The following is a 24,591-nucleotide window of genomic DNA, read 5'->3' on the forward strand; positions in this document are numbered from 1 at the left end:
TACGCAGCATGCGCGGATGCGTTTTTCGCCTCTGATCCGTTGCGGCGGCATATGCGCCGGGCGCGTCCGCACGGTATGCCCCAGGAGGACATATGGCTTTTTCTCCTTTCATGATCCGACCCCCAACGGAAACGCCGCAGGCTGCGGATACGGCCCGGCGTCGCTCCCCTTCTCCCGTGGCCGGAGGCAGCGCGTCTTTTGCCGCTGTCATGAGCGGGCAGGAAAAATCTGTGGAATCCGGAGCCGGAACGGGCGGAGCAACGGCGCCTCCTCTTTTTGCCGAAGAGTCGCGCGGTTTTCTGCTGGCAGGGCGCGCGCCCAGCGATTTTCTGCGCATGCAGACTTTCCGCAAGGCCCAGTCTGACCTGCACGGGACGCAGGCGCTGGAAGACCTCTCCCGCGCTCCTGCCGGCAATGCCTCCACCCTGGATCTGGCCCGCAACATGGGATCGGCCCGCCGCCTGCGCTCCGTGAGCAAGGCGCTGGATGCCCGCTTCGGCAGCCTGGGACTGGGAGATTTTGTGCACGCCCGCAACAGCGCAAAGCGCGCTGCCCCGGAGCCGGAACCGGCAGGAAAGAAGAAAGTTGCCGAACCGGTTCATGACGGCAATGTGGGCATTTTGTCCGCGCGCTTTGAGTCGGGCAGGGACGGCATTGCCGCTGTGGGCTATGACCGCCACGGCGGAACTTCGTACGGCAAGTACCAGGTGTCGTCCAGAGCCGGAAGCCTGGGAGAATTTCTGGATTTTCTGGACAAGGCGGCACCGGATATCTCGCGGCGGCTGCGCGCTGCCGGGCCGGGCAATACCGGCAGTTCCAGGGGTGGCATGCCGGACGCCTGGCGCGCCATAGCCAAGGAACAGCCGCAGCGTTTTGAAGAATTGCAGGAAACCTTCGTCAGAAAGAGCCACTACCTGCCTGCGCTGAACGGGATCACCAAAAACACGGGGCTTGAGGCCGCCAACCTGTCTCCGGCCATGCGGGAAGTGATCTGGAGCACGGCGGTGCAGCACGGGCCCACAGGAGCCATGCGCATTTTTGCCCGCGCCGACAAGATGAGCGGCAGCCCTGAGGATCCTTCGTACGAACGCAATCTCATCAACCATGTCTACCAGATCCGGGTGGGGCAGTTCGGCTCGTCCACCAGCAGCGTCCAGGCTGCGGTGGCCAACCGCTTCAAACAGGAAAAGGCTCTTGCCCTGAACATGCTGGACGGCGGCAAGAATTCTTCCCTCGCCTAGCGCGGGACAACAGGAACTCCCCCGCCGGACAGGCAATGGCCGCCCGCCGGACAGACTGCTGCCATGACGGACACTGTGCGCACGGAAAAGGGCACTGCCCTCGTGATCAACCTGACGCGCTTTGGGGATCTTCTGCAAAGTCAGCCCCTTTTTCATGACCTGCATGCCGAAGGCTACAGGGTGCACCTTCTCTGTCTGGATGTTTTTTCTTCGGCCCTGCCCCTGCTGCGCCGTGTGGAGCGAGCCTGGATTCTGCCCGGAGCGCGCCTGATGGCGGAAACGGAGCGGAACTGGCGCGTGGCCGCGGCCCGCCTGCTGCATTTTGCGCGCACGTTGCGCAACGGAGCCAGGCCCGCCTGCGTGGTCAATCTGACCACAACCCTGCCCGCCCGCCTGCTGACGCGCATGGTGGCTGGCGAAAACACCCCTGTTCGCGGATTCAGCCTCGAGGCCGAAGGCTTTGGCCGCAACAGCGGCGTATGGGCCTCTTTTCTCAACGGCACAACGGCCAGCAGGCAGAGTGCTCCCTTCAACCTTGTGGACATGTTCCGCATGGTGGGCAGCCCTGCCCGTGCGGCAACAGAGGTGATGCTGGCATCTCCTCCGCCGCAGACCCATGAGGAAGCCGGAAGGCTGCTGGCCGCAGCGCCTCGCGGAACTGCGGGTTTTGTTGCCCTGCAACTGGGCGCCAGCGAGGAGAGGCGGCAATGGCCCGCGCGTTTTTTTGCCGCTGTGGGCGACCGCCTCTGGCGGGAGCAGAAGCTGTTCCCCGTCCTCCTCGGCACAGAGGCCGAAGCACCTCTGGCCCGTGCCTACGCGGCAGCCGCCGGGCAGCCGTTTCTTGATGCTGTGGGCAAAACGGATATCGGCCTTCTGGCCGCCCTGCTCACCCGCGTCCGCCTGTTGATCACCAACGATACCGGAACCATGCATCTGGCCGCGGGCCTGGGCGTTCCCAGCCTGGCGCTTTTTCTTGCTTCGGCGCAGCCGTGGGATACCGGGCCCTACCTGCCGGGATGTTGCTGCCTGGAGCCGGACATGGAGTGCCACCCCTGTCCGTACGGCCGCGCCTGCTCTGACAACCTGGCCTGTCTTGAGCGCATCAGCCCGCAGAGCGTGGGCGATCTTGCGCTGGCCTGGCTTGGCTCCGGCCGCTGGGAGAACGCGCCTCTGGCGGCCATCGGGCAGGAGGCGCGTGTCTGGCTGACAACGCGGAACGACGAAGGCTTTGCGGCCGTGCGCTGCCTTACGGCGCACAAGAATGCCGACCGCACCTTGTGGCTGGAACAGCAGAGATTTTTTTGGCGTCAGATTCTTGACGGAATGGAGTCCCCTGCGGGGGCACGCGGCGCGGAAGAGGGGAGCGTCTTTGCGGGAAAAAACTGCGGCCAGGACTTTGCGCGCAGCGTGGCCCCGGTTCTGGATCAGGCGGTGCAGATTCTTGAGCAGATGGAAGAACAGGGGCGCCTGCTGGGCAGAAATTCCCGCATCGGGCAGCTTTTTCTGCGCAACTGCGAACGCTTGCAGCATGTGCTTGACGCCTGCCCGCCGCTACGCTCCCTGGGCGGATTCTGGCGTGAGCTGGGGCAGGGGCGGGGAGATGCCCTGCATGAGGTGCTGCGCCTTGTCCGGCATCTTGCCGGGCATCTGAGGCAATGGAGCGCGGTGCTGCGCCGGACGTAGCCGCTGCTTGCGGGCGCGCGGCATGCAAAAATGCGTTTGTGGCATGCTAATTGCTTGTGAAGCGGGTACGTCAGAAAAATCTTCCCCACAGGGGAGCAGGAGGCCATATGATCATTGTGGACGGGAATACGCGCAACGAGGGCATCGGAACATTTGCCAACCTTGAGGAAGTCCTGAACCATATCATGCAGGACGAAAGCATGGAAAACAGGATTGTCACCGATGTTCTGGTGAACAACGAGATTTTTTCCGAAATCTATCCGCACCAGGCGGAAGACATTACCGTGGAGGGCATTTCCTCGGTGGAAGTGCGCTCTGTGCCTGTTTCCGAAATGGCTGTGAACATGGCCGGAGAAATGGGCAAGGTGGCCCGCATGATGGCCCACGGGGCCCGGCATGTGGCCCGTCTTTTCCGCGCGGCGGAAGACACGGAAGCCCTGGAGCTTTTGCAGGATCTGCTGGACGTGACCCGCGACTTCATGGGCATGGTCAGCGAACTGCGGAACAACTTCACCGGCGGCGGTCTCACGGATTTCATGGAAAAAAGCGAGAAATTTTCCGATCTTCTTTCCGAAATGGCCGACGTGCTGGAAAACGAGGACTGGATTCTTTTGGCCGATCTTCTGCAATACGAATTTCTGGACCAGTGCGAGGCATGGCAGGCCGTCAGCGAGCAGTTGCACCGGCAGGTTGTGGAACATCTTGCGCAGTAACGTGGCGGAGAAGCATCATGAATCAGGGCGTATCTCTTTTGGACGAAGCCTTGTCCCTGGCCCGTCAGGAAATGGCTGCCCTTGCCGACGGAGCCTTTGACCGGGCCGTGGAACTGGCCGAGCGCCGTCAGGAGGTCATCAGCATGGCATGGCCCGTGCTGGCCGACGACAGGGAAGGCCTGTGCCGCGATCAGGTCATGCAGCTTGCGGATATGCAGGACCGGCTGAGCGGGGTTGCCGTTGCGGTTCGCGATTCCCTCCGGGCAGATCTGCAGCGGTCCCGTCTGGAGCGCCAACGGATGCACGGCTATCACATGTCTGTGGGGCAGGCCCTGCAATAGGCGGTATCGCAAACTGGCGGAGCGTGCCATCAATACCGAAAATCCGGATCCGGCTTGCGCCGGGTCCGGATTTTTGTGCATCCTGTCCGGATTGCCACAGAGTCTATGCCATGCCCGCACGCATGGCCCGGCGCACTTCGTCCACCTGCGCCGCAATGTCCCCTGCGCCCACCAGTTCGGAAACCAGGCAGCAGCAGCGCGCTCCGTGGCGGGCCACTTCCGCGATATTGTGCCGTTTGATGCCGCCGATGGCCACAAAGGGCCGCTGTATGTTGCGGCAGACCCAATCCAGATAGGTCAGCCCCACGGGAGCCACCACATCTTCCTTGGTTTGGGTGGCAAAGATGGGGCCGACGCCCAGATAGTCGGCTCCGGCGGCCTGCGCGGCGAGAGCCTCCTCCGGGGCGTGGGTGGAAAGGCCGATGATTTTGTCCGGCCCCAGCAGGCTGCGCACCGCAGCTACGGGCAGATCCTCCTGCCCCACATGAACGCCGTCCGCCTCGGCCAGCAGGGCCAGATCCGGACGGTCGTTGACAATAAAGCAGGCTCCGGCCTCACGGGTCAGCCGCCGTATGAGGCGGCATTCTTCCAGCATGGCTCCGGCCTTGAATTTTTTTTCGCGGTACTGCAAAAGGCGCACCCCCGCCCCCAGCAGAGCGGACACCACCTCTTCCAGGGGGCGTCCCAGGGAAAGACGGGAGTCAGTGATGGCATAAATGTCTGTTTCTCCGGGAAGAATGGGGGGCATGGCAACCTCCTTCTTGGCAAGACCTGCCCTTGGCGCATGTATTTTTTCCGGGCGGCGTGAGCCACCGCGCCGCTTTTTCAGCGCCTGCATGCCGCGGCAATGCGGCGCAGGCAACTGTATACCAGCCGTGCGGGATGAAAGGAAGTATGCGACAGGGTGCCGGGCAGGACAAAATTTTTTGCGTCAAAGTCTTCCGGACGCTGCAACGGAAAAACAACATCTGTTCCGGCTGCCGCGCTGCCGGGGGCTTTGCGCTGGGCCAGAGCCGCGCCCAGCGGCACGTCTTCGGGCGCGAGATGCAGAACCGCGCAGAGCGCCTCATCCAGGGCCACGGCGGAGGAACTGGCTCCCAGCAGCCCGAGCGCCAGAGGCTCGCCCCTGGACGGCCCGGTAACGTGCATGGCGACAATGCCGTCCGCCAGAGCGGCCACAGGCGGCAATGCCGCCCAGAAAGCCGCCAGACAGTCGGCGAAAAAACGGGGATCGCGGCCTTGCCTGGCATGGATCAGGGCTTTGTGCATTCCGCTGACGCAGCCGAAGCAGTTTTTTACCGCCAGTGTCAGCAGCATCTGGCTGTGGGCCTTGACCCTGGGCAGGGAAAGGATGAGATCGCTTTCCAGAGCCAGGCGGGAAATCCGGAAGTGCGTTTTTTCCGCATGCCCGGAGGGCAGAGGCAGGGCAACGGGAACAGGCTTGTCCAGTTGCCGCACCGAAAGCCCCAGGGGGGCAAGAGCCTCTGTGAGCCCTATGGCCTGTGCCACGTTGCGCGCTTTGCCAAAACCGGGAGAATCGGCCACAGTGAGGCGCGCTCCGTGATCCAGAAGCCAGGCGCAGGCTGCGGCAACAACCTCCGGCGAGGTGCAGGCAAGGGGTTTGCCCATCAGCAGGTTGGGCTTGACCAGCACGCGCGCCCCCGCACGCAGGGGCGTATGCGCGGGCAGGCAGGCCGCGTCCAGCACGCGGCCCACAGCCTCGGCCAGATGCGGCGCATCGCAGGCGCTGTGGCGCATGAGGGCCACCGGAAGGGCGGCCAGAGGGGCGGGAGCTTTCATGGGCGGACTATGCCGTTGGAGAGCAGTTCTGTAAAGGGCGGCGCACAGCGGCAAGCCCTGTCCCGCCTGCCGAAGATGCGGCTTTTCAAATGCGCGCTCCTGAAGTACGGTACGTTGCCCCGCACGGGGCAGAACCCTGTTGAGGAGAGCCGCATGCGCGTTCTGTTTTTCCCTCTGTTGCTGGTTTTGTGCCTTGCCTTGCCGCCGGATGCCCTTGCGGCTGCCCAGGCGGAAAAACCTGTGGCCGCCAAGGCCGAAACCGGGGGGGAATCCTCCTCCGGGGCTCCTGCTGGCAAGGCCGCGGACAAGACGGAAAAAATTCCCGCGCCCCAGACCGGGGAAAACAGGGATGTCAGGGGGCAGGTCAGGCCCGAGGAGACGCTCCCTGTGGGCGGCACCTGGGATACGGTGTGGAGCGGGCAGCGCGCCATGCTGGAAGAATTCAACAGCAAGGCCGAGGAACTGGGCCAGGTCTTCAACCAGAGCGCCGCGAACCTCGGGCAGAAGGTGCAGCCCTTTCTTGGCGAAGCCCGCCGCCTGATGGTGCTGGTCAATACCTACAGGAGTTGGCCCAATCCTCTGGAGGCCGTCGGACGTCGTATCACCGCGACCATTCTTGATTTGCGGGCCCTGCTTGACCCCCTGATGGTCGTGCGTGGAGAAACCCAGGCCCTGCTTGAGCGCATCAGCTATCTTGCCGACAGCATGCCGGAAGACATGCAGGACGGGACATCGCATCCCGAAATACAGGAATATGCCAAAAACCTGACCATGACCCGTTTGCGCCTTACCGGCGTGCTGGCCCAGTGCGATCTGGCTCTGGCTCCCTCGCTGGCGCTGATCTCCCGGATGGAAAAGACCCGTGGAGAGATCAGCGCCCAGTTGCCCATGCTCTGGGAGGACTATTATCTCCAGCGGCCTGTCCCTTGGCTCAGTCCGAAAGTATGGGAAGATTTTGGTCGCCAGATCCAGAATTCCTTTCAGGGCATGATGTTGCGTCTGCCCGTCGAGGTGCCCGTTACCGGGGAAGGCTGGGGCATTGCCGGGCTGCGCTTCACTTTGGGGCTGTTGCTCACCGGAGTCCTGACCACTCTTTTGTACCGCCGCCTGAAAACTGCCAGCGCAGATCCCACCGTATGTCATATCTTTCAGGTCAGCCTGCCCTGGCTCTGTGTGGGGCTGGCCTTTTTGAGCGCCGCTCTGTCCGCTGCCGGAGAATTTTTCCGCTTGTTCCTGGCCCTGGGCAATCTGTGTTTCATCATGGCCCAGATTTATCTGGCTTGGGATCTGCGCCTTTTGAAATACAGCACTGTGGAGAGGCGGCGTACGCCGTTCTGGTATCTCATCTGGCCCACATTCTGCTCTTATGTCCTTTTGTACCTGCCTCTGACCCAGCCTCTGGTTCTGGTCATCTGGCTGGGCATTCTTGTGTTTGCCCTGCTGCGGCGGAGAGGCCGCCCCAAGGAAGACCTTGGCCCCCTGCATCTGGAAAACAGTGTGCTGGAATGCGAGCCCATTGTGCTCTGGCTCTGTCTGGTGCTGGCTCTCGTGGGGCTGCACATCTACAGCATGGTTCTGTATCTGCTTTTTGTTTCCTGCTCTCTGGCCCTGCAGTTGAGCATGGGAGGCATGGCGCTGGTCAGTCGCTGCAGCGACAACCTGCCCGCCGAAGGTGTGCGCGCCGCTCTGGCGCACCTGCTCGTGGCTCTGGCCGCACCGGTGGTGCTGGTAGTGGCCTTTGTCGGCGTTTCCCAGTGGGTGGGCACTCTGCCCGGCGGCATGCACCTTTTGCAGCACTATATCCAGCACGGGATCAGCGTGGGCAGCGCGCGGCTCAACCTGCTGCATCTGCTGCTCATCATCAGCATGTTTTATCTTACGCGCACAGCCGTGAGCATGGGTTCGCTCTTTCTTTCGCGCCTGCCCAAGCAGGATATCCCCATTGATGCCACGCTCATTCCGCCCGTGCAGACGGCCTTTACCTACGCGCTGTGGTGCTTCTTCGGGCTTTTCGTGCTGCGCGCCCTCGGCATGGAACTGAGCAATCTGGCCATTGTGGCCGGCGGTCTTTCCGTGGGTATCGGTTTTGGCATGCAGACAATCGTCAACAATTTTCTGTCAGGGCTGATTCTCATCTTCAGCCGCACGTTGCAGGCCGGGGATGTGGTGGAGGTCGGCGGCATTCAGGGGAGCGTGCGCAAAATCAGCGTGCGCGCCACCATGGTGGAAACGTTTGACAACGCGCTCATCATTGTGCCCAACTCGGAATTTGTGGCCAACCCCCTCATCAACTGGACGCGCAACAGCCGCACCGTGCGCAGGGAGGTGCGCGTGGGGGTGGCCTACGGCAGCGATGTGGCCGGCGTCATGAAGATCCTGCTTGCCAAGGCCAATGCCAACGCCAATGTGCTCAAGTATCCGCCACCCTCGGCCTTTTTTACGGAATTCGGGAGCAGCACGCTGGATTTTTGCTTGCGCTTCTGGGTGCGGGACTATGATGTGGGCATGTCCACCGCATCGGATATACGGCTGGAAATCGAGAAGGAATTTCGCCTGCAGGGCATAGAAGTGGCCTTCCCGCAGCTTGACGTGCATATCAGGGACATGCCCTCGCGCACCTCCCTGGCTCCGGCCCCCGTGACGTCTTCCGCAAGCAGGCGGCGTCTGCGTCGGGCGCGGCCAGCCCGTCCGGCGGCACACGGCGGGACAGCGGCAGCGCCGCAGGGGCAGAACACAGGGCAGCAATAGCTTCACAGCGTGAAGGCACGCCCGGCTATTCCTGCGCCAGAATAAGCTCCACTTCGTCCACGCTCAGGCCGGCATTGCGGGCGATCTGCCGGCTGGAAAGCCCCTTGCGGCGGCCGTTGAGAATGACTTCGCGCAAAAACTGGGGCGAGCGGCTGATGCCTTCGGCCTGGCTGAGCAGGCGGCGCAGTTCCTGAACGCGCTCCTCCAGTTTTTCGTCCAGATTGCGCAGCTCCGCCTGGCGCTGGGCAAAGGTGGCCACAATCTCCCGCTCCAGCCGCGCATTCATTTCAATGCGCTCCAGAAGACCCTGCTGGTTGCCCTGCAAGGTATTGAGCAACTGCTCCGATCGCCGCAGGCGCAGGTAAAAAAGCAGCACTCCGCCCAAAATGAGCAGTTCCAGCAGGGTAAGCCCGCCCATGAGACTGAAAAGAAGAACGCTGTTCATACTCTGATGTTCAAAAGGTTGCCCACAAGGGGAGAGGCGTTTTCGCCAGCGGGAACGGCTTCGGCGGCCGGAAGGGGCGCGCGTTTTTTGCGGCGGTTGCCGAATTGCGGCGCCGAGCCGTTGTGACGGGCATCCGGCGAAAGGGCTGTCTGGCTGCCCGGCTCGCTTTTGGTTACCTGCTGCTGCTCATGGCGGGCCATCTCTGCGGCCAGCACACGCGACATGGCCGCGGATGTCTGGGGAGTCACCACTGCGGCATTGACCAGGGATGTGCCCAGCCCTGTTTGGGCATAGAGCACGGCCATGGTGGCGTTGACGCTCATGGCTGCCTCCTGGTTGGCATCCGGGGTCGCTCCTGTTGGCGGGCCCAAGCTGCCCGTAAAAAATCATCCCTTATTCGTTCAGATAGCTTTCAAACAGGATATCGTCAATGTTCCCCTGTGTCAGGTAGTCGTTGAGAATGCCCACAAGGTCTTTCTTGATGGTGGCGACATTGGCGGGGTTGAGCAGGAATTCGTTGTCCTTGCTGTCCAGGTAGTAGTACAGGGCATCGCGCAGAGAGATGAGCTTCTGGTCTATTTCTCTGCTCATGTGGGGGGATTTGCCGATGGCGGAAAACTTGCAGACCAGAAACCGCGTGCCTGCGGGAGTTTCGCGCGGGATGACAAAGGGCGCCAGATCTTTCACATGTTCCTGGGGCTGGGAAGGGGTGGCGGGCTGCGACGGCACCACAATGACTTCCGGCTTGATTTCCGCGGGGGGCGGCGGGGGGGGCGTGCGCAGAAAGAACCACCATGCGGCGGCTCCGCCCAGCAGCAGAAGCCCCAGAGCGGCTCCGCCCAGCAGCAGAAGTTTTTTCTTTTTGGAGGGAGGGGGCGGCGCGGCTTCGGCGGGAGCCGGTTCCTTGCCGGTTTCGGCCACAGCCGGGGGTTGCGGTTCTTCTTCCTTTTCCTTGAGAAAAGGGGCATCGTCCAGATCCAGTTCCACCTTGCGCAGACCGGGATCCTGTACGGCCAGAGTTTCTTCCCTGGCCGGGGAATCCTTGAGAGCGGTCTTGTCAGCCATATGTCGCTCCTGACGGCAGGGCGGCGGAGTCGGAAAAACCGGGATTCAGGCAGTTGCCGCAACGCAGTGTGGCGGCACGGGGGAAATGCCGCTCGTTGGGGAAAGCATTTTCCGCAACGCGGGAAAGACCGGAAAATCCGCAGGTGGGCAGCCCACGCCAATGCGGGACGCCCGTACCGCTCTAGGGGAAGATCTTGTCGATCTTCTGCTTCATGGTATCGGCGGTGAAGGGTTTGACGATGTAGTTGGAAACCTTGGCCTGCACCGCTTCAATGATGTTTTCCTGCTGGGCTTCGGCCGTGACCATCAGAAAGGGAATGTGGGCAAACTGCTCGCTGGCGCGCACCTTGCGCAACAGCTCGATGCCCGTCATCTGGGGCATGTTCCAGTCCGACACGATAAAGTCGATTTTTTCGCGGTTGAGGACTTCCCAGGCAGTGGTGCCGTCATCGGCCTCCACCATGTTCTGAAAGCCGAGCTGGCGCAGAATGTTGCGCACAATGCGGCGCATGGTGGAAAAATCGTCAACCACAAGAACACGCATATTGGGATTGTAGGGCATGAGACTCTCCTTGACGGCGGGATGCGGCGTGCATCCGGCATTACACCTGGATTTCGATATCGTTTCCGTGTCTGCTGAAAAATTCCTTGCGCAGACGGGAAAGGGCCTGGGCATGCAGTTGTGAAACGCGGCCTTCGGTAATGCCCATGACTTCCGCTGTTTCACGCATGTTCAATTCTTCAGTATAATAAAGGGACAGTACCAGCTTTTCTCTTGGCGTCAAGCACTGAACCAGAGGCATCAGGCGCTCCGCAAGCTCCCGCATGGCCGTATCGTGAAAAGGAATGTCGCTGCTGTCGGGGCTGTCGCCGGTCAGGGTGTCCTGAATGGAATCCAGAGACAGCCAGACCTGATTGTGCATGGCTTCCAGCCCCTGGCGCACATCGCGCAGTTCCAGACCGGTGACTTCCTGCAATTCTTCCTCCGTGGGAGGACGGCCGTGCTCGTGTTCCATGCGGCGCACGGCCTCGTCCAGCACGCGCACGCGCTGGCGCAGGGATCGCGGAAACCAGTCAAGACGGCGCAGATCGTCCAGCATGGCGCCCCGGATGCGGCTTTCGGCATAGGTGTCGAAGCGGATGCCCAATTGGGGGCGAAATCTTTCGAGGGCTTCCATCAGGCCCAATGTGCCGGCGCTGATAAGCTCGCCCAATTCCACGCTGCGGGGCAGTTTGGTTTTCATGCGCAGGGCGAGAAAGCGTATTTTGGGGGCGTAGTGGCGCACCACGGTTTCCTGTTCCGTGGGCGTAAAGCTTTCCCATGACGTGGCGCCGGTTTCAAGCGCCTCCCAGGGGCTGTGCTGCGCTTGCGCTGTGCAGGTTTTCATGCTGCTTTCCTTTGGATTGCCTCTTCACCCCGTGGCATGTGATGCCTGTTTGCGCCGCGCTTCCGCCCCCGCCAGGCCGGACAGTACGCCGCGATGCGTGAAAAATATGTGTTTTTCCGGCGATTTTTACCGGAACAGAAGTTTTTTCCAGAAAAACTTTATGTTGCCGTCCAGGTTTTCGGGCACTTCCCATGTGGTGATATTCTGGGCAAGAGCCAGAACAGACTTGGCCGCCGGGCTTTGCGGGTCGCTGACGCAGAAGGGCAACTGCTGCACTACGGCCTTGCGCACACCGGTATCGCGGGGGATGATCCCCGTCAGTTCCAGCGAAACGCCGCTCAGAAAGTGGTCGCAGGCCTGATGCAGGCGCGCAAACATCTCCTTGGCCGTCTTGGCGTCGTGGGCCATGTTGACGCAGACCTTGAAGCGCTCCACGCCGTGATTGGTCTTGAGCACCTTGATGAGGGCATAGGCATCGGTCAGGGATGTGGGCTCGGGGGTGAGCACCACAATGCGTTCCTGCGCGGCCATGTTGAAATAGAGAACATTGTCGTTGATGCCTGCGCCCGTATCCACGATGAGGTAGTCCAGTTCGTCTTCCATGTCCTCCACGGCTTCCAGAAGCTCAAGCTTCTGCCCGGTGGAAAGGGTCAGCATTTCGCTCATGCCCGAGGACGCGGGCAAAATGGTGAAGCCGTACGGCGTGGGAAACAGGATATCGTCCACCGTGGCGGTTTCGTGAAAAAGATGGAAAAGATTTTTCTGCGGGGTCAGCCCAAGCATCACGTCCACATTGGCCAGACCGAGGTCCGCATCAAGAAGCACAACCTGCTTGCCCAACTGCGCGAGGCAGATGGCCAGGTTGACCGCAATATTGGTTTTGCCGACGCCGCCCTTGCCGGAAGTGACGGAAAACACCAGAGGAAATGTGCCGCTCATCTCTAAAGCTCCGCTAGTATGGGCCGCGTTGTGCAGAGCGCTGGGGAGCGTCTGGCTTGCCCGTTTTTGCAGTCCGTATGCCGGAAACCTGCGGTTCGTGTGCCGTGGCCCTGTCAGGCCGCCTGGCCGGGGATCTGCCTTTTGAAAATCAGCCGCCAGACCAGAGGTTCTGTGGCCGGGGCCAGGCTTTCCTTGAGTTCCGCGCCGAAAGACAGCGCGGAAACCGGCAGGTTGGCGGCACAGGCCACGTTGATGATGCTGCCGAAACTGATGGCCTCGTCCAGCTTTGTCCAGATCAGGGAACCGGGGCCGGAGGACTTGTAACGCTGCAAAAAAGCCTGGGTCTGCATGGGGTCACAGAAGGGCGAAAGCGTCAGGTGCGTGGCGTCGTCCTCTCCGGGAGTCAGGCCCATGTCGTCCCGCCACTGCGCGAGGCTGGAAGTCCGGTCAAGGCCGGGCACATCCACAAAAACAGCGCGCGCATCGCGGGTGGCTTCGAGAGCCTTGCTCATGGAAGCCCTGTCGGGCGCCTCCATGTAGGCAAAATTGGAAAGCTCCGCCCAGTGGCGCAGCGTCAAACGTCCGTTGCCTCGCAGGCAGTCGGCGTTGATGAAGGCAATGCGGGCGTCAGGCTCGCGCTTGCGCAAATGCAGGGCAAAGCGCAGGGCCGAGGTGGTTTTTCCGAAACCGAAAGGCCCGACCATGAGGTGGATGCGCTGCTTCCACAACTCCGGCCCCCACGCCCTGACAGGAACCATTCCCCCCAGGCAGGCAAGCACAGAGGTTCCCGGTTCGGCCAGAAGGCGCTGGTAAAGATCCACGGCCACAGCGTCGGACACGCCTTCTCGCTGCAAATATTCCAAAGCCACTCTCTGGCGCGGAGAAAGGCGTTCCACCTGGATGGAGGGCTGCATCAGGGCAAAAAGCTTGTCCTTGATATGCTGCCATTCCTTGTGCCACTCTCCCCAGCCGGACGGCGCGCCTTCGTTTTGGGGGCCGTCTGTCTGCGGCCTTTCCAGTCCCGCAGTGATTTCGTGACAGACTTCCCCGTTCCTGCGGTAGGTGCGGTTGCCCAGAATGACGGCATCGGCTCCCATTTCCGCCTTGATCCTGACCAGAACTTCCTGTGATGTGGCTCCGGTGAATGTTTTTACCTGCATGGCCTTTTCCTGCGTCTGCCTGAGTGTTGCTTGCTTGACGATACAAGAGGACTTGCAAATTCAGGGCCAAACAAAATGCACACAGCAGGCGCGCATGTCAGAACGTACTTATTCTGCACAAGAATTTTTTGAGTAGTACATGGGGCTACGGCGAAAGGCAATGTTTTTCCGCCAGCGGCCGGGCCGCGCCAAAGTTGGCGCGGCCCGGCTTGGTGACAAAGCCTGTTTTGTGGCGTTTGCGGTGGCCTGCCGCCCCTATTCCGCCAAGACGCTGCCCACAGATTGCAGGCGGATGTCCTGCGGAATTTCCGCTTGGGAAATGACAGGGGCCGATGGCAGGAAGCGGGTAAGAATCTGCGCCAGATGCGGCCGGATGAGCGGGCTGACCAGCAGCACGGGCTGCCCTTCGGCGTTGAGCGCATTTTCCATGGCCGCGCCGATATTGGCCACCAGGCGCTGGGCCGCAGCCGGATTGAGCGAAAGAAAGGTAACTCCGTTGTCGGCCTGGCGCAGCCCTTCCTGCACCGTGCGCTCCGCGGCAGGCGCCAGGGTAACCACAGACAGGACGCCCTGGCTGTCCAGATAGGGGCGCACAATGGATCTGGCCAGTTTTTCGCGCACATGTTCGGTCAACTGTTCCGGCGCCTTGATCATGGGGCCGACATCGCCCAGAGTTTCCACAATGGTCAGCATGTCGCGGATGCCCACATTTTCGCGCACCAGAAGTTGCAGCACCTTTTGCACGGCTCCCAGAGGCAGCACGCCGGGCACCAGATCTTCCACGGCCTTCGGTGCATGCCGGGCCACATTGTCCAGCAGCCCCTGCACTGCCTGACGGTCCAGAAAGTCGGAAAGATGGCGCTTGAACACTTCCGTCAAATGGGTGGCAATGACCGTTGCCGGGTCCACAACCGTGTATCCGGCCAGCATGGCTTCTTCTCTCTGGCTGTCGGGTATCCAGAGGGCCGGCAGGTTGAAGGCCGGCTCGCGCGTTTCGATGCCGCTGATTCTGGTGGTCACGTTGCCGGGATCCATGGCCAGAAAATGGTCCACAAGGATTTCTGCCGAGGCCACCTGATTGCCCTTGATGAGCAGGGCGTACTGGCCGGGCTTGAGTTGCAGGTTGTCGCGCAGATGCAGGGAGGGGATCACCACACCCATGTCCAGGGCAAACTGCCTGCGGATGGAGCGGATTCTGGCCAGCAGATTGCCGCTCTGCTCTTCGTCCACCAGGGGAATCAGCCCGTAGCCCACTTCCAGTTCCAGCGTGTCCAGGGGCAGCAGGGCCTGCACTTCCTCCGGAGTGTCCGCAGTGCCCGAAGACGCCTTGGCGTTCTTGTCCTGCCCTGTCCGGGCGGCACTCTCCTGCTCGTTGCGCGCGCTCAGGCGGGCCACGGCGAAAATGAGCCCGGACATGATCAGAAAGGGAATGGTGGGCAGGCCGGGAACCAGGGCAAACAGCAGCAGAACGCCGGAAACCACCTTGAGGGCGCGGCTGTTGAACGTGAGTTGGGCAAGAAATTCTTCACCCATTTTGGCTTCGGAAGCCGCGCGCGAAACCAGCAGGCCGGTTCCCGTGGAAACAACAATGGAGGGAATGGTGGAAACCAGACCGTCGCCGATGGTCAGCAGGGAATAGGTTGTCAGGGCGGCATTCCAGTCCATGTCTTTCTGCACCATGCCGATGATGATGCCGCCCACAATGTTGACCAGCGTGATGAACATGCCGGCGTTCACGTCGCCGGAAACAAATTTGCATGCGCCGTCCATGGCGCCGTAAAAGTCCGCTTCCTTGCGCAGTCCCGCGCGCCGGGCTGTGGCCTGCTCCTCGTCAATGAGCCCGGCATTGAGGTCTGCCTCAATGGCCATCTGCTTTCCGGGCATGGCGTCCAGGGTGAAGCGGGCAGCCACTTCGGCAATGCGTGTTGTGCCCGCGGTGATGACCACCTTGTTGAGGATGAACAAAATGAGAAAGATGACAGCGCCCACGGCATAGCTGCCGCCCACCACAAACTCTCCGAAAGCCTGTATGACTTCGCCGGCGGCGCTCGCGCCCATGTCGCCGTTGAGCAGAATCAGGCGGGTGGAGGCCACGTTGAGGGCCAGGCGCAGCAGGGTCGTGACCAGCAGCAGGGAGGGGAAAATGGTGAATTCCAGGGGAGAGTTCATGAACATGGTGGTGATGAGCACCAGCAGAGAAATGGAAATGCTCACACAAAGCATGATGTCCAGAAAAAACGTGGGTAGCGGCACCAGCATGACAAAGAGAATGATCACAACGCCCGCGGCCAGCATAAGCTCGCCATGCTTGGAAAAACGGCTGTAGTCCAGTTGGGGCAGGGCTGCTGTTGCCATATTTCTGACACCTCATGTCATGGGGCGCTCGCGCGCCCGCGCTTATACGGTGGCCGAACCGGCGCTTTTGGGCTTGAGCCGCCAGATGCTGGCCAGGATTCCGGCAACGGCCTTGTACAGTTCTTCGGGGATCATGTCGCCGACTTCCACGGACTTATACAAAGCCCGTGCCAGAGGCACGTTCTCCCTGATGGGCACATTGTTTTCTCTGGCAATGGCCTTGATTTTCTCGGCCATATGGTCGGCACCCTTGGCCAGCACCACCGGGGCCGGTGCCTCGGTGGCGTTGTAGCGCAAGGCCACGGCAATGTGGGTGGGGTTGGTGATCACCACATCGGCCTTGGGCACGTTCTGCAACATGCGCTTGCCCATGACTTCCATCATTTTTTTGCGTTGCTGGCCCTTGACCGTGGGATCGCCTTCGGCCTGCTTCTGCTCGTCCTTGACTTCGGACTTGGTCATTTTCATGCCTTCGTTGTAGGCATAGCGTGACTGCCAGACATCAAAGATGGCAATGGCCACAATGGGGAGCAGGGCGTAGCTTGCCAGTTTGAAGGCCATGCGCAGCATGTAGGCGGCCGTTCCCTCGGTGGTGGCATGGTACATGGGCAGGAAGTTCTGGTATTCGCTGTAGATGACCCATCCGGGAATAATGGCCAGAATAACGCAGAACAACAGACTTTTGACAGTGCGCAAAATGGTTTGCGGTGAAAACATCATTTGCCGCAAACCCTTGATGATGTTGAACCGCTGGAGCTTGGGCCTGAAAACCTTGGTCGTCCAGAGTTTGCCCACCTGCAGGCGCTGGGCCAGAAAGGCCAGAAAAGCCAGCGTCAGAAGAACGGGCATGGTGATGATGCAGATTTCGGCCATGAGATCCAGGCTCAGGCTGTAGACATTCTGCGGATTGGGATCAAACTCTCCGGCATGGCTCAGAAAGTGCCGGAAAAGCCCTTTGAGTTTTTCGCTCATGGGGCCGATCCAGACATAGAGGACAGACATGCCGCCCATCAGGCTGACAGCTTTGCCCAACTCCTGGGATTTGGGAACATTGCCTTCCTGACGCTGTTTGTTTCTGCGTTTTGGTGTGGCTTCTTCGGTTCTGCTGGGGTCTGTCTGCTTGCCGAACATGGTGCGCCCTTGCTGAGTCTGGAATCCTGTGCTGCGGGTCTTGCCTCTGGAGTTAGCAAGAAGCGTGCCCGTGATCCCGCACGGCATGTTTGCCATGCGGTCTTTTCCGGCGTAGGTTCTGCCCCCGATGCCGTGGCGGTTGCGGGGCAGCGCAAAATCCGCAAAAGATTCCGGTTGCGTCAGTTCTGGAGACAGAAATGTTTTACGGATGGAAGCTCAGCCTGCTTTCCATGGGGGGCAACTTCATGCTCCAGGGAACAGTGCTGTACTGCATGAACGCCTTCATGGAGCCCTTGTGCCAGATCAATGGCTGGACGCGGACAGAGCTTTCCCTGTCCATGGCTTTGGCCGCTCTGGCGGGGCAGGCGGCCATGCCGCTGGCCGTCTCCCTGGCCGCGCGCTATCCTTTGCGCAGACTCATGATCCTGGGGGCAATGCTGGGTGGCGCGGCCACCGTGGGGCTGGGCCATGCCGCGCATCTTGTGCCTTTTACCCTGTTTTTGACCGTGGCCTGGGCCGCGACCCAGATTTGCGGAGGGGTGGTGGGCAATGCCCTGATGAGCAACTGGTTTCATTACCTGCGTGGGCGGGCCTTTGGCCTGGCCAATGCGGGAACTTCTCTTTCCGGCGTACTGCTGCCCCTGCTGAGCATGGCGCTCATCAATCACTACAGCGTGGCTGTGGCGTACACGGTTCTGGGCCTGCTGACCTTTGGCCTTGCCCCTCTGTCCTGGTTTCTGGTGCGTGACATGCCGCAGGATCTGGCCCTTTTTCCCGACGGCAGGCGCCACCAGCCCTGGGTTTCCAAAAAACACAGGACACCGGCACTTTCTTTTTGGGGCATGGCGCGCATACCTGCGGGCTACTTCATGGGGCTGGCCTTCGGCCTGACGGTGATGGTGGGCACGTCTGTCATGAGCCAGATGAAGCCGCGGTTTTCCGATCTGGGACTGGAGGCCTATCCGGCCATGCTGCTGGCCTGTGCCGCAGCCCTGTGCGCGGCGGTGGGCAAATATCTCTGGGGCTGGGTGTGTGACCGTTTTACACCGCTCATGGCCATGCGTCTGGTCATGCTCGGCTGCACGCTGGGCATGGGGCTGGGATTTCTGCCGTCCGGCGTCTGGAGCATGAGCCTGTTCAGCATTGCCTTCGGCGTGTGTGTGGGGGGAGTGTGGACCGTGCTGCCCACGGTGGTGGCCTATTATTTCGGCTCCGAAAATTTTTTGCCCGCCTACAAGTTCCTGTCTGTCTTCATTCTGCTGCGCAGCGCGGGCTATCCCGTTCTCGGCTGCTCCTATGACCTGACCGGGGGGTACGGTGCGGCAGACCTGTTCTTTCTGGGCCTGCTGGCGCTGTCTCTCGTCCTGAGCTTTCTTTTGCGGGAGGGGCGGGCCGCCGAGGGGCTGATACGCCATCACCATCTGTAAGGCGGAATGCACAGTGCCTTGCGGTTGCCCCGCACGGGCGCGGGCACTGGCCGGAGCCGGGGTCAGTCCGCTTCTTCCTGTCCGTTGTTCCACCACCATTGCGCGCGTCGGCAGAGCAGGTCAACATCACCGGCCGCCGCCAGATTGAGCATGTTGCGGTATTGGCGCACGGCCTCGTGGCTGTGGGCATTGGCCTCAAACAGGTCGGCAAAGAGCCGCGCGTCCTCGGTGAGCATTTTGCGGGCCGCGTGCAGGCGCCTCCGGAAGGACGGCGTAAGAAAAGGCAGCAGATCGTCCTCTCCGGCCAGCATGGCAAAATAGGTCAGGTTGGTGATGAAGTTCATGTTCTGGATGCGGGCCATGGCCTTGTCGTGCGTTGCGGCGTCAGAGCGGAAGACCTGGCAGCCCAGCAGAGTGAAAAAGTTTTCGGTCAGGGCCAGATGGCGTTTTTCGGCCCGCGCACCGGGCACAATGACCACGGGCCTGTCCGCGGTTGTTTCCGGCTGCGGGCCGAACAGGGGGTGGCTGCCGACCACAGCCCCGGGCCAGACTTTTTCCATCTGGCGCAACGGCCCTTCCTTGACCGAGGTGATGTCGGCCAGAACCGCGGTGTGCGGCAAAAAAGAGCAGACCTGAAGGGCAACCTGCTCCAGAACCGGCGCGGGCACGCAGAGCAGGGCCAGTTCCACATCAGCACAGGCCTGGGCCAGCGTCGTGGAGGTGAGTTCCGTATCCACGCCCCGCACATCCAGTCCCGCGTCCCGCGCCTGGGCCAGCAGCATGCCGCCCATGCGCCCGCGCGCGCCGACAATGAGCGTGGCAGAAGGCAGGTCTTTGCACGCGTCCGCGCGCGTACTGTTCAGCATGTCAGTTTTTCCCATATCTGCCAGAAGTGGGGAAAGGACTTGCCCACCACGCCGGGATCGTCCAGCAGCGTCCGTACGCGCGCCCCGGAGCGGCGCAGGTCCAGCAGTGCCAGAGACATGGCGATGCGGTGGTCGTTATGGGCGCTCAGGCCCGCGCCCGGCGCGAGTACCGGGGGTTTTCGGGTATCACCGTGGATGACCAGTCCGTCGGGCAACTGCTCCACCGTCACGCCGAGCCTGGTCAGCTCGGCAGCCGGGGCGGCAATGCGGTCGGACTCCTTGTGGCGCAGGTGTGCGGCATTGGTGATGCGCGTGCTGCCCTGGGCAAAGGCGGCCAGCACGGCGACAGTGGGCACAAGGTCCGGGCAGTTGCCCATGTCCAGATCCGCGCCGTGCAGGGCAGAAGGCCGGACAGTCACCGAGCGGGGCTCCACAGAAAGATCGGCGCCCATTTTTTGCAGAATGTCCAGCATGCTCCTGTCGCCCTGCAGGGAATCGGCGTGCAGGTTTTCCACACATACCGGACGCGGCCCCAAGGCTCCTGCGGCCAGCAGGTATGATGCGCCGGACCAGTCGCCCTCCACACAGTGGTCGCTGGCGTGGTACACGCCGGGGCGGACACTGATGCGCACGCAGCCCGGCCTGGCTTCGGTCAGCGAGCGCCATGCGCTGGCGGCACTCCAGGGGCCGAGGGGATGGGGCCGTGTTTCCACCAGAAAGCCTATGCCAAAATCTTCAAGACATTGCAGGGTCAGGCCCACATAGGGCCAGGACACGGCCTTGCGCCCTCCCAGCGTGATCCGCAGGGGTTGGGCTGCCAGCGGGGCAGCCAGCAACAGGCCGGAAAAATACTGGCTTGAAAGATCCATGCCCAGTTCCAGCTCGCCCCCGCACAAACCGGGGTTCAGGCCGCAGGCTTCCAGCACAAGGGGGGGGCAGTTGTCCTGCCCCTCAAAGTGCAGGCGCGCGCCCAGGGCGCGGAGAGCGGGCACAAGGTCGCCCAGGGGCCTCTGGTGCATGCGCCCCGTGCCGTGAATGCGGAAAAAACCCCGCCCGGCGGACAGCACGGCGGTCAGCAGGCGGCAGGTGGTGCCCGATTCCTCCACATTGCAGTCCAGAGGCTCTGCACGCGTGCCGCCGCGGGGCTGGCCTTTCATGCCCGTGACCCGCCAGCCGCCGGAGGTATCCGGGTTTTGGGGCAGGGGCTTCATCTGCGCTCCGGCGGCGCAGAGCAGGTCGCGCGTGCGTTCCAGATCCCGGCTTTCCAGTGTATGGCTGATGCAGGAGGTGCCGTCGGCCAGAGCCGCCGCCAGAAGATATCTGTGCGAAACGGATTTGGACGGCGGCGCCGGGACGTGTACACAGGGCAGAGTGTTCATGCTTCTTCCCGTGAAAGATCGTGTTCCGGTTCGGGCCGGTCGAGTTGCGGCCCTGTGGGGTAGCTGCCCAGAATGCGCATGTGCGTGCAGAGATTGCGCAGTTCCTGCACCAGCGAAGCGCGTTCCGGTCTTTCCAGGTCGTCTTCCACATCGGCAAAGAAGACGTAGCTCCAGCGGTGGCCGTGCAGGGGGCGGGACTCCAGCTTGCGCATGTTGACGCCGTGCTGCGCCAGCAGGTTGAGTACCCTGACCAGAGCGCCTGCCTTGTCCGGTGTGGTGAACAACAGGGATGTCTTGTCCGCTCCGGTATGGCCCGGCTGCGGGACGCAGGGTGCGCGGCCCTCTCTGGGGCCGATGATGACAAAGCGCGTCCAGTTGTCCGGCTCGTCTTCCGTGCGGCGGGCCAGAATGCCCAGTCCCGCCGGGCGGGCCAGCCTGCTGTGGCCGATGGCGGCCGCATCTTCCTGCTCCGCCGCCAGGCGGGCAGCCCGCGCCGTGGACTCCACCGGCGTCAGCACGGCTCCGGGCAGGTGTGCGCGCAGCCAGTTGGAGCACTGGGCCAGAGGCTGCGGGTGGGAATAGACAGCGCGCACATGGGCCAGAGAGGGGGCACGGCTCAACAGGCAGTGGGTAATGCGCGAAAAAAGTTCGGCCTGGATGCGTACATCATGGGAGAAAAAAAGGTCAAAACTGGCCCCCACACTTCCCTGAAGGGAATTTTCCACAGGAACCACGCCCAGTTCGCAACGGCAGGAAGCCACCTCTTCAAAGACTTGGGCCAGATCGTTGCAGGGATGAAAACCGGCGGCGTGCCCCAGATAGTCCACCGCGGCCATGTGGGAAAAAGTGCCCTCCGGGCCAAGATAGGCCACATTCTGCGGGCCTTGCAGAGCGCGGGAAGAGGAAAGGATTTCGCGCCAGACGGCCCGTAGGTGTTCTTCGGGCAGCGGCCCCGGATTCCGGGCGGCCAGACTGTCCAGCACTTCCTTTTCGCGCAGGGGCTTGAAAATGCTTCCAGCATCGTTTTTTTTGGTCTGTCTCACCGCAAGGCTCAGGGCTGCGCGCTGGTTGAGAAGCTCCAGCAGTTTTTGGTCCACACCATCAATTTTCTGGCGCAGGGCGTCCAGGGGGGGGGTCGGAGGGGAGGAGTGCGGGGCGCTCACGCTAGTCCTCCCGGATGTCTTCGCTGATGCGCATGCCGAAATGGCGTCCGGCCTGATCCAGGCGGCAGAGAACCGTGTCTCCGGCTTTCAGCGTCACCACGCTCACAGGTTCGCCTTCGGGCGTTGTCAGGCGGATGGTTTCCGCATTTTGCAGGAAGACAGCGCCGGAGCGTGTGCCCTCCGCTGTCTGTACCCGGGCTTCCACCAGCAGCATGGGCCGCACTTCAATCTTGACCCTGCCCAGAGTGGCCGTTTGTGTCTCACCGTTTGCGTCCACAATCAGGACTTCCTGCCCCGCATGCAGTTCGCCAAGGTATGCCGTGCGGTCACCGGGCAGGCGCACATAGGCGTGCACGGCCCCGGCATTGACCCGGAAAGGGCGGGCCGCAACATATTCGTTGGGCTCGGTTTCCGCATGCACCAGAAAGGTGAACGCGCTGGAATTGCCCACCAGCATGCCCTGCCCCTTGCGCAACAGGGAAAGGGTGTCCGCGCAGACGCGGTGCCCCAGGCCCGCGGTCTCCACGCGGGTGATGGTGGCGGGCAGCAGGTCCTCCCTGCCGCCGGACAGTTTGCAGCAGGCCACCACTTCCTTGAGGATGGTCGCGGCTTCGCCGGGCAAAACGATACCGGCAACGCCCCTTTCCAGGATGCCTGCGGCCAGGCGGGCCTCCTGCACAGTGGTGGCCTCCGCCAGTACGGCGTCGCTTTGCGCCAGCAGGTTTTCCACGGGAATGACTTCCCAGCCGCGTGCCAGGATGGCGTGTTCGCCCGCGCGCAGCCGGGCCAGAAAATTCTCCTCGTCGGCCTTGGTTTGCAGGCTGACCAGCGGGGCATCGTCTGCGGCCCAGACCTGACAGCGGGCCAAAGCCTTGACTCCCTCCACATTTTCGGCGGGCACAATGAGGCCGTCCACGCCCGATTCCAGGGCCAGAGTCACCTGCCCCTTGTCAAAGGGCACACAGCGAAAGTAGATACGGGGCATGCCTACTCCTCCACCATGCGTACGGCCTGTTCCACTGTGGCGTCTTCATGCACGATGGCGCGCAGGGCCTTGACCAGGGCCACGCGGTTGGGGTGCTGGAACACATTGCGCCCGACGGAAATGCCCGCGCCTCCGGCCATGACCGAATCGTGCACCATCTGGAGAATCTGGCGCGTGGAATTCATGAACTCGCCACCGGCAATGACCACCGGCACGCAACAGGCCGCCACCACATCGGCGAAACTGTCCACAGACCCGGAATAGGGCACCTTGACAATGTCGGCCCCCAGTTCCACGCCCACGCGGGCGCAGTGGGCCACCACATCCTTGGCGTACGGATCGGAAATCTGCGGGCCGCGCGCGTACATCATGGCCAGGAGGGGAATGCCCCAGTTGTCGCAGGCTTCCGCCACCCGGCCCAGATCCGCCAGCATGAGACGCTCGTGGGGATCCCCCAGGTTGACGTGAACAGACACGCAGTCCGCGCCGTGTTTGAGGGCTTCTTCCACGGTGCCCACCAGGGTTTTTGTGTTGCCCGTGGGCGACATGGCCGTGGAGGCCGAAAGGTGGATGATGAGGCCGATGTCGCTGCCCGCGTTGCGGTGTCCGCAGCGCACCAGCCCCTTGTGCATGAGTACGGCGTCAGCGCCGCCGCGGGACATGTCGTTGACGGCTTCCCGCATGTCGACAAGCCCTTCCACCGCGCCGATGGTGACCCCGTGATCCATGGGGACAATGATGGTGCGGCCGTTGCTGCGGTTGATGATGCGTTCCAGACGGATTTTCTTTCCAAGATACATGACCGGCTCCTTGCGGCTGTGTGTCCGCGCGTGCGGCAGCCCGAAACAGAAAAGGGCCGCCGGCAAGCGCCTGCGGCCCGATGGACTTTTTTGTGTTGCTGCACGTCAACAAAGTCCCCGACCACAGGCGCCGGAAGAATAATAGACCCAGCCAAAGAAGCTGTTCATGGCGTTGTGGGCAAAGGCTGTCTGGTGCATGCACTTTCCTTGATTTTTTCCCCTCTTATGCCTGCTCCTGAAAATTGTCAACAAAAAATGGGCGTGGTGCGGCAAAAGCGCGTGGCATGGATTGAAAATTTTTGCGTCGGCATTTGTTTCAGGGACAGTTTTTTGAGGGGAGAGTTCTGCCTTTTTTGAAAATTTTTGAAAATCCATTTCTGACTTAGAACAGGCAACATGCCAGTTTTCATTGAAAATATAATTTTTGGGGGGGGAATCCCTTGACAGGTCTGGACGCAGACCGCTACACAAAATGTCAACATTAAACTGCTAACAACAGGGGTCTGTTTTTCTGCCCCCCCCGATTGGCGCTCTCCGCCGGGGTCGGTCCGGGGAATGCGGCAAACTCCGGCGATGGGGCCTCTGCAACCTCAAAAGACGCGAAGGAGATGCATGTCATGAGTGGAGCAAAAAGTGTCAGCCTGCCGACCCAGATGGCCATAGGTCTGTTCTTGGGCGTACTCTGCGGTGTTGCTGCCCAGAAGTTCGGCTGGGATCCGCAGTGGTTCAAACCCTTGGGGCAACTTTTCATCAACCTTGTGCGCATGGTGGTGGTGCCTCTGGTTCTGGTGACGATCGTTTCCGGTGCGGCCAGCGTGGGAGACGTGAGCCGTCTCGGCCGGGTGGCCGGCAAGACGCTGGTGTATTATTGTCTCACTTTGGGAGGGTTAAAACCCCCAGCTTTAGCTGGCAGCTTTAGCGTTTCTTGTTTAAAGTTTTCCCATGAGCGATTATCGTCATGG

The 24,591-nt window shown here is 61.7% G+C and carries 23 protein-coding genes; 7 read left to right on the plus strand and 16 right to left on the minus strand.

Annotated features, from left to right (window positions below):
* Positions 1-92 precede the first annotated feature (92 nt).
* The 4 genes from EII23_RS08105 (at position 93) to EII23_RS08120 (ending at position 3,978) form a co-directional block, all read left to right on the plus strand.
* Entirely contained in the window at positions 93-1,241 is a 1,149-nt protein-coding gene (locus EII23_RS08105) for a hypothetical protein (RefSeq protein ID WP_124792886.1), read from the plus strand.
* A gap of 63 nt (positions 1,242-1,304) precedes the next feature.
* On the plus strand, positions 1,305-2,924 hold the full coding sequence (locus EII23_RS08110; RefSeq protein ID WP_124792887.1) for a glycosyltransferase family 9 protein: 1,620 nt from the start codon (positions 1,305-1,307) through the stop codon (positions 2,922-2,924).
* Between the two features lie 107 nt (positions 2,925-3,031).
* Positions 3,032-3,637 carry a hypothetical protein gene (locus EII23_RS08115; protein ID WP_124792888.1) on the plus strand — a complete coding sequence of 202 codons (606 nt, stop codon included), beginning with the start codon at positions 3,032-3,034 and terminating at the stop codon, positions 3,635-3,637.
* 17 nt (positions 3,638-3,654) lie between these two features.
* A complete protein-coding gene (locus tag EII23_RS08120) occupies positions 3,655-3,978 on the plus strand; it encodes a hypothetical protein (protein WP_124792889.1) in 324 nt (107 codons plus the stop codon).
* Positions 3,979-4,081: 103 nt separating this feature from the next.
* Here EII23_RS08120 and thiE read toward each other — a convergent pair whose 3' ends face one another.
* Positions 4,082-4,726, minus strand: coding sequence for a thiamine phosphate synthase (gene thiE, locus EII23_RS08125; protein ID WP_124792890.1), 645 nt, complete (start codon positions 4,724-4,726; stop codon positions 4,082-4,084).
* A gap of 77 nt (positions 4,727-4,803) precedes the next feature.
* A complete protein-coding gene (locus EII23_RS08130; RefSeq protein WP_124792891.1) occupies positions 4,804-5,778 on the minus strand; it encodes a DUF362 domain-containing protein in 975 nt (324 codons plus the stop codon).
* 153 nt (positions 5,779-5,931) lie between these two features.
* Between EII23_RS08130 and EII23_RS08135 the strand changes: the two genes are divergently transcribed.
* On the plus strand, positions 5,932-8,526 hold the full coding sequence (locus EII23_RS08135) for a mechanosensitive ion channel family protein (protein ID WP_124792892.1): 2,595 nt from the start codon (positions 5,932-5,934) through the stop codon (positions 8,524-8,526).
* 25 nt (positions 8,527-8,551) lie between these two features.
* Here EII23_RS08135 and EII23_RS08140 read toward each other — a convergent pair whose 3' ends face one another.
* The 9 genes from EII23_RS08140 to flhB form a co-directional block, all read right to left on the minus strand.
* On the minus strand, positions 8,552-8,971 hold the full coding sequence (locus tag EII23_RS08140) for a hypothetical protein (RefSeq protein WP_124792893.1): 420 nt from the start codon (positions 8,969-8,971) through the stop codon (positions 8,552-8,554).
* Positions 8,968-9,294, minus strand: coding sequence for a hypothetical protein (locus EII23_RS08145; protein WP_124792894.1), 327 nt, complete (start codon positions 9,292-9,294; stop codon positions 8,968-8,970). Before EII23_RS08145 ends, EII23_RS08140 begins: the two co-directional genes overlap by 4 nt.
* A gap of 70 nt (positions 9,295-9,364) precedes the next feature.
* Positions 9,365-10,036 carry a flagellar basal body-associated FliL family protein gene (locus EII23_RS08150; protein ID WP_124792895.1) on the minus strand — a complete coding sequence of 224 codons (672 nt, stop codon included), beginning with the start codon at positions 10,034-10,036 and terminating at the stop codon, positions 9,365-9,367.
* 181 nt (positions 10,037-10,217) lie between these two features.
* Positions 10,218-10,598, minus strand: coding sequence for a chemotaxis response regulator CheY (locus EII23_RS08155; RefSeq protein WP_124792896.1), 381 nt, complete (start codon positions 10,596-10,598; stop codon positions 10,218-10,220).
* Between the two features lie 40 nt (positions 10,599-10,638).
* On the minus strand, positions 10,639-11,424 hold the full coding sequence (locus EII23_RS08160) for a FliA/WhiG family RNA polymerase sigma factor (RefSeq protein ID WP_124792897.1): 786 nt from the start codon (positions 11,422-11,424) through the stop codon (positions 10,639-10,641).
* 126 nt (positions 11,425-11,550) lie between these two features.
* Complete coding sequence (locus tag EII23_RS08165) at positions 11,551-12,363, minus strand: MinD/ParA family protein (RefSeq protein ID WP_124792898.1); 813 nt, start codon at positions 12,361-12,363, stop codon at positions 11,551-11,553.
* A gap of 113 nt (positions 12,364-12,476) precedes the next feature.
* Positions 12,477-13,523 carry a flagellar biosynthesis protein FlhF gene (locus tag EII23_RS08170; protein ID WP_124792899.1) on the minus strand — a complete coding sequence of 349 codons (1,047 nt, stop codon included), beginning with the start codon at positions 13,521-13,523 and terminating at the stop codon, positions 12,477-12,479.
* 255 nt (positions 13,524-13,778) lie between these two features.
* The gene (gene flhA, locus EII23_RS08175; protein ID WP_124792900.1) at positions 13,779-15,878 is read right to left on the minus strand and encodes a flagellar biosynthesis protein FlhA; all 2,100 of its coding nucleotides are present in this window, start codon (positions 15,876-15,878) and stop codon (positions 13,779-13,781) included.
* A 42-nt stretch (positions 15,879-15,920) separates the two neighbouring features.
* Complete coding sequence (flhB, locus tag EII23_RS08180; RefSeq protein ID WP_124792907.1) at positions 15,921-17,009, minus strand: flagellar biosynthesis protein FlhB; 1,089 nt, start codon at positions 17,007-17,009, stop codon at positions 15,921-15,923.
* Positions 17,010-17,206: 197 nt separating this feature from the next.
* Here flhB and EII23_RS08185 point away from each other — a divergent pair, with 197 nt between their 5' ends.
* A complete protein-coding gene (locus EII23_RS08185) occupies positions 17,207-18,436 on the plus strand; it encodes an MFS transporter (RefSeq protein ID WP_124792901.1) in 1,230 nt (409 codons plus the stop codon).
* Between the two features lie 62 nt (positions 18,437-18,498).
* On the opposite strand, the gene EII23_RS08190 is transcribed toward EII23_RS08185, so the two are convergent.
* From EII23_RS08190 to EII23_RS08210, 5 genes are read right to left on the minus strand one after another with little or no spacing between them, the layout of a single operon-like run.
* Complete coding sequence (locus EII23_RS08190; RefSeq protein ID WP_185702340.1) at positions 18,499-19,302, minus strand: prephenate dehydrogenase/arogenate dehydrogenase family protein; 804 nt, start codon at positions 19,300-19,302, stop codon at positions 18,499-18,501.
* Positions 19,296-20,681 (minus strand): 3-phosphoshikimate 1-carboxyvinyltransferase, encoded by a 1,386-nt coding sequence (locus tag EII23_RS08195; protein WP_124792903.1) that lies wholly within the window; start codon positions 20,679-20,681, stop codon positions 19,296-19,298. Before EII23_RS08195 ends, EII23_RS08190 begins: the two co-directional genes overlap by 7 nt.
* Positions 20,678-21,844 carry a prephenate dehydratase gene (gene pheA / locus EII23_RS08200; RefSeq protein ID WP_124792904.1) on the minus strand — a complete coding sequence of 389 codons (1,167 nt, stop codon included), beginning with the start codon at positions 21,842-21,844 and terminating at the stop codon, positions 20,678-20,680. Before pheA ends, EII23_RS08195 begins: the two co-directional genes overlap by 4 nt.
* A 1-nt stretch (position 21,845) precedes the next feature.
* Positions 21,846-22,829: a 3-dehydroquinate synthase II family protein gene (locus EII23_RS08205; RefSeq protein WP_124792905.1), complete on the minus strand. Its 984-nt coding sequence runs from the start codon at positions 22,827-22,829 to the stop codon at positions 21,846-21,848.
* A 2-nt stretch (positions 22,830-22,831) separates the two neighbouring features.
* Positions 22,832-23,629, minus strand: coding sequence for a 2-amino-3,7-dideoxy-D-threo-hept-6-ulosonate synthase (locus EII23_RS08210; RefSeq protein ID WP_124792906.1), 798 nt, complete (start codon positions 23,627-23,629; stop codon positions 22,832-22,834).
* Between the two features lie 617 nt (positions 23,630-24,246).
* Between EII23_RS08210 and EII23_RS08215 the strand changes: the two genes are divergently transcribed.
* Positions 24,247-24,591, plus strand: a 345-nt coding sequence (locus tag EII23_RS08215) for a cation:dicarboxylate symporter family transporter (protein ID WP_148091241.1), incomplete at its 3' end; no start/stop codon positions are given.

Source organism: Desulfovibrio sp. OH1186_COT-070 (genome assembly GCF_003860215.1).
Taxonomy (GTDB): Bacteria; Desulfobacterota; Desulfovibrionia; order Desulfovibrionales; family Desulfovibrionaceae; genus Desulfovibrio.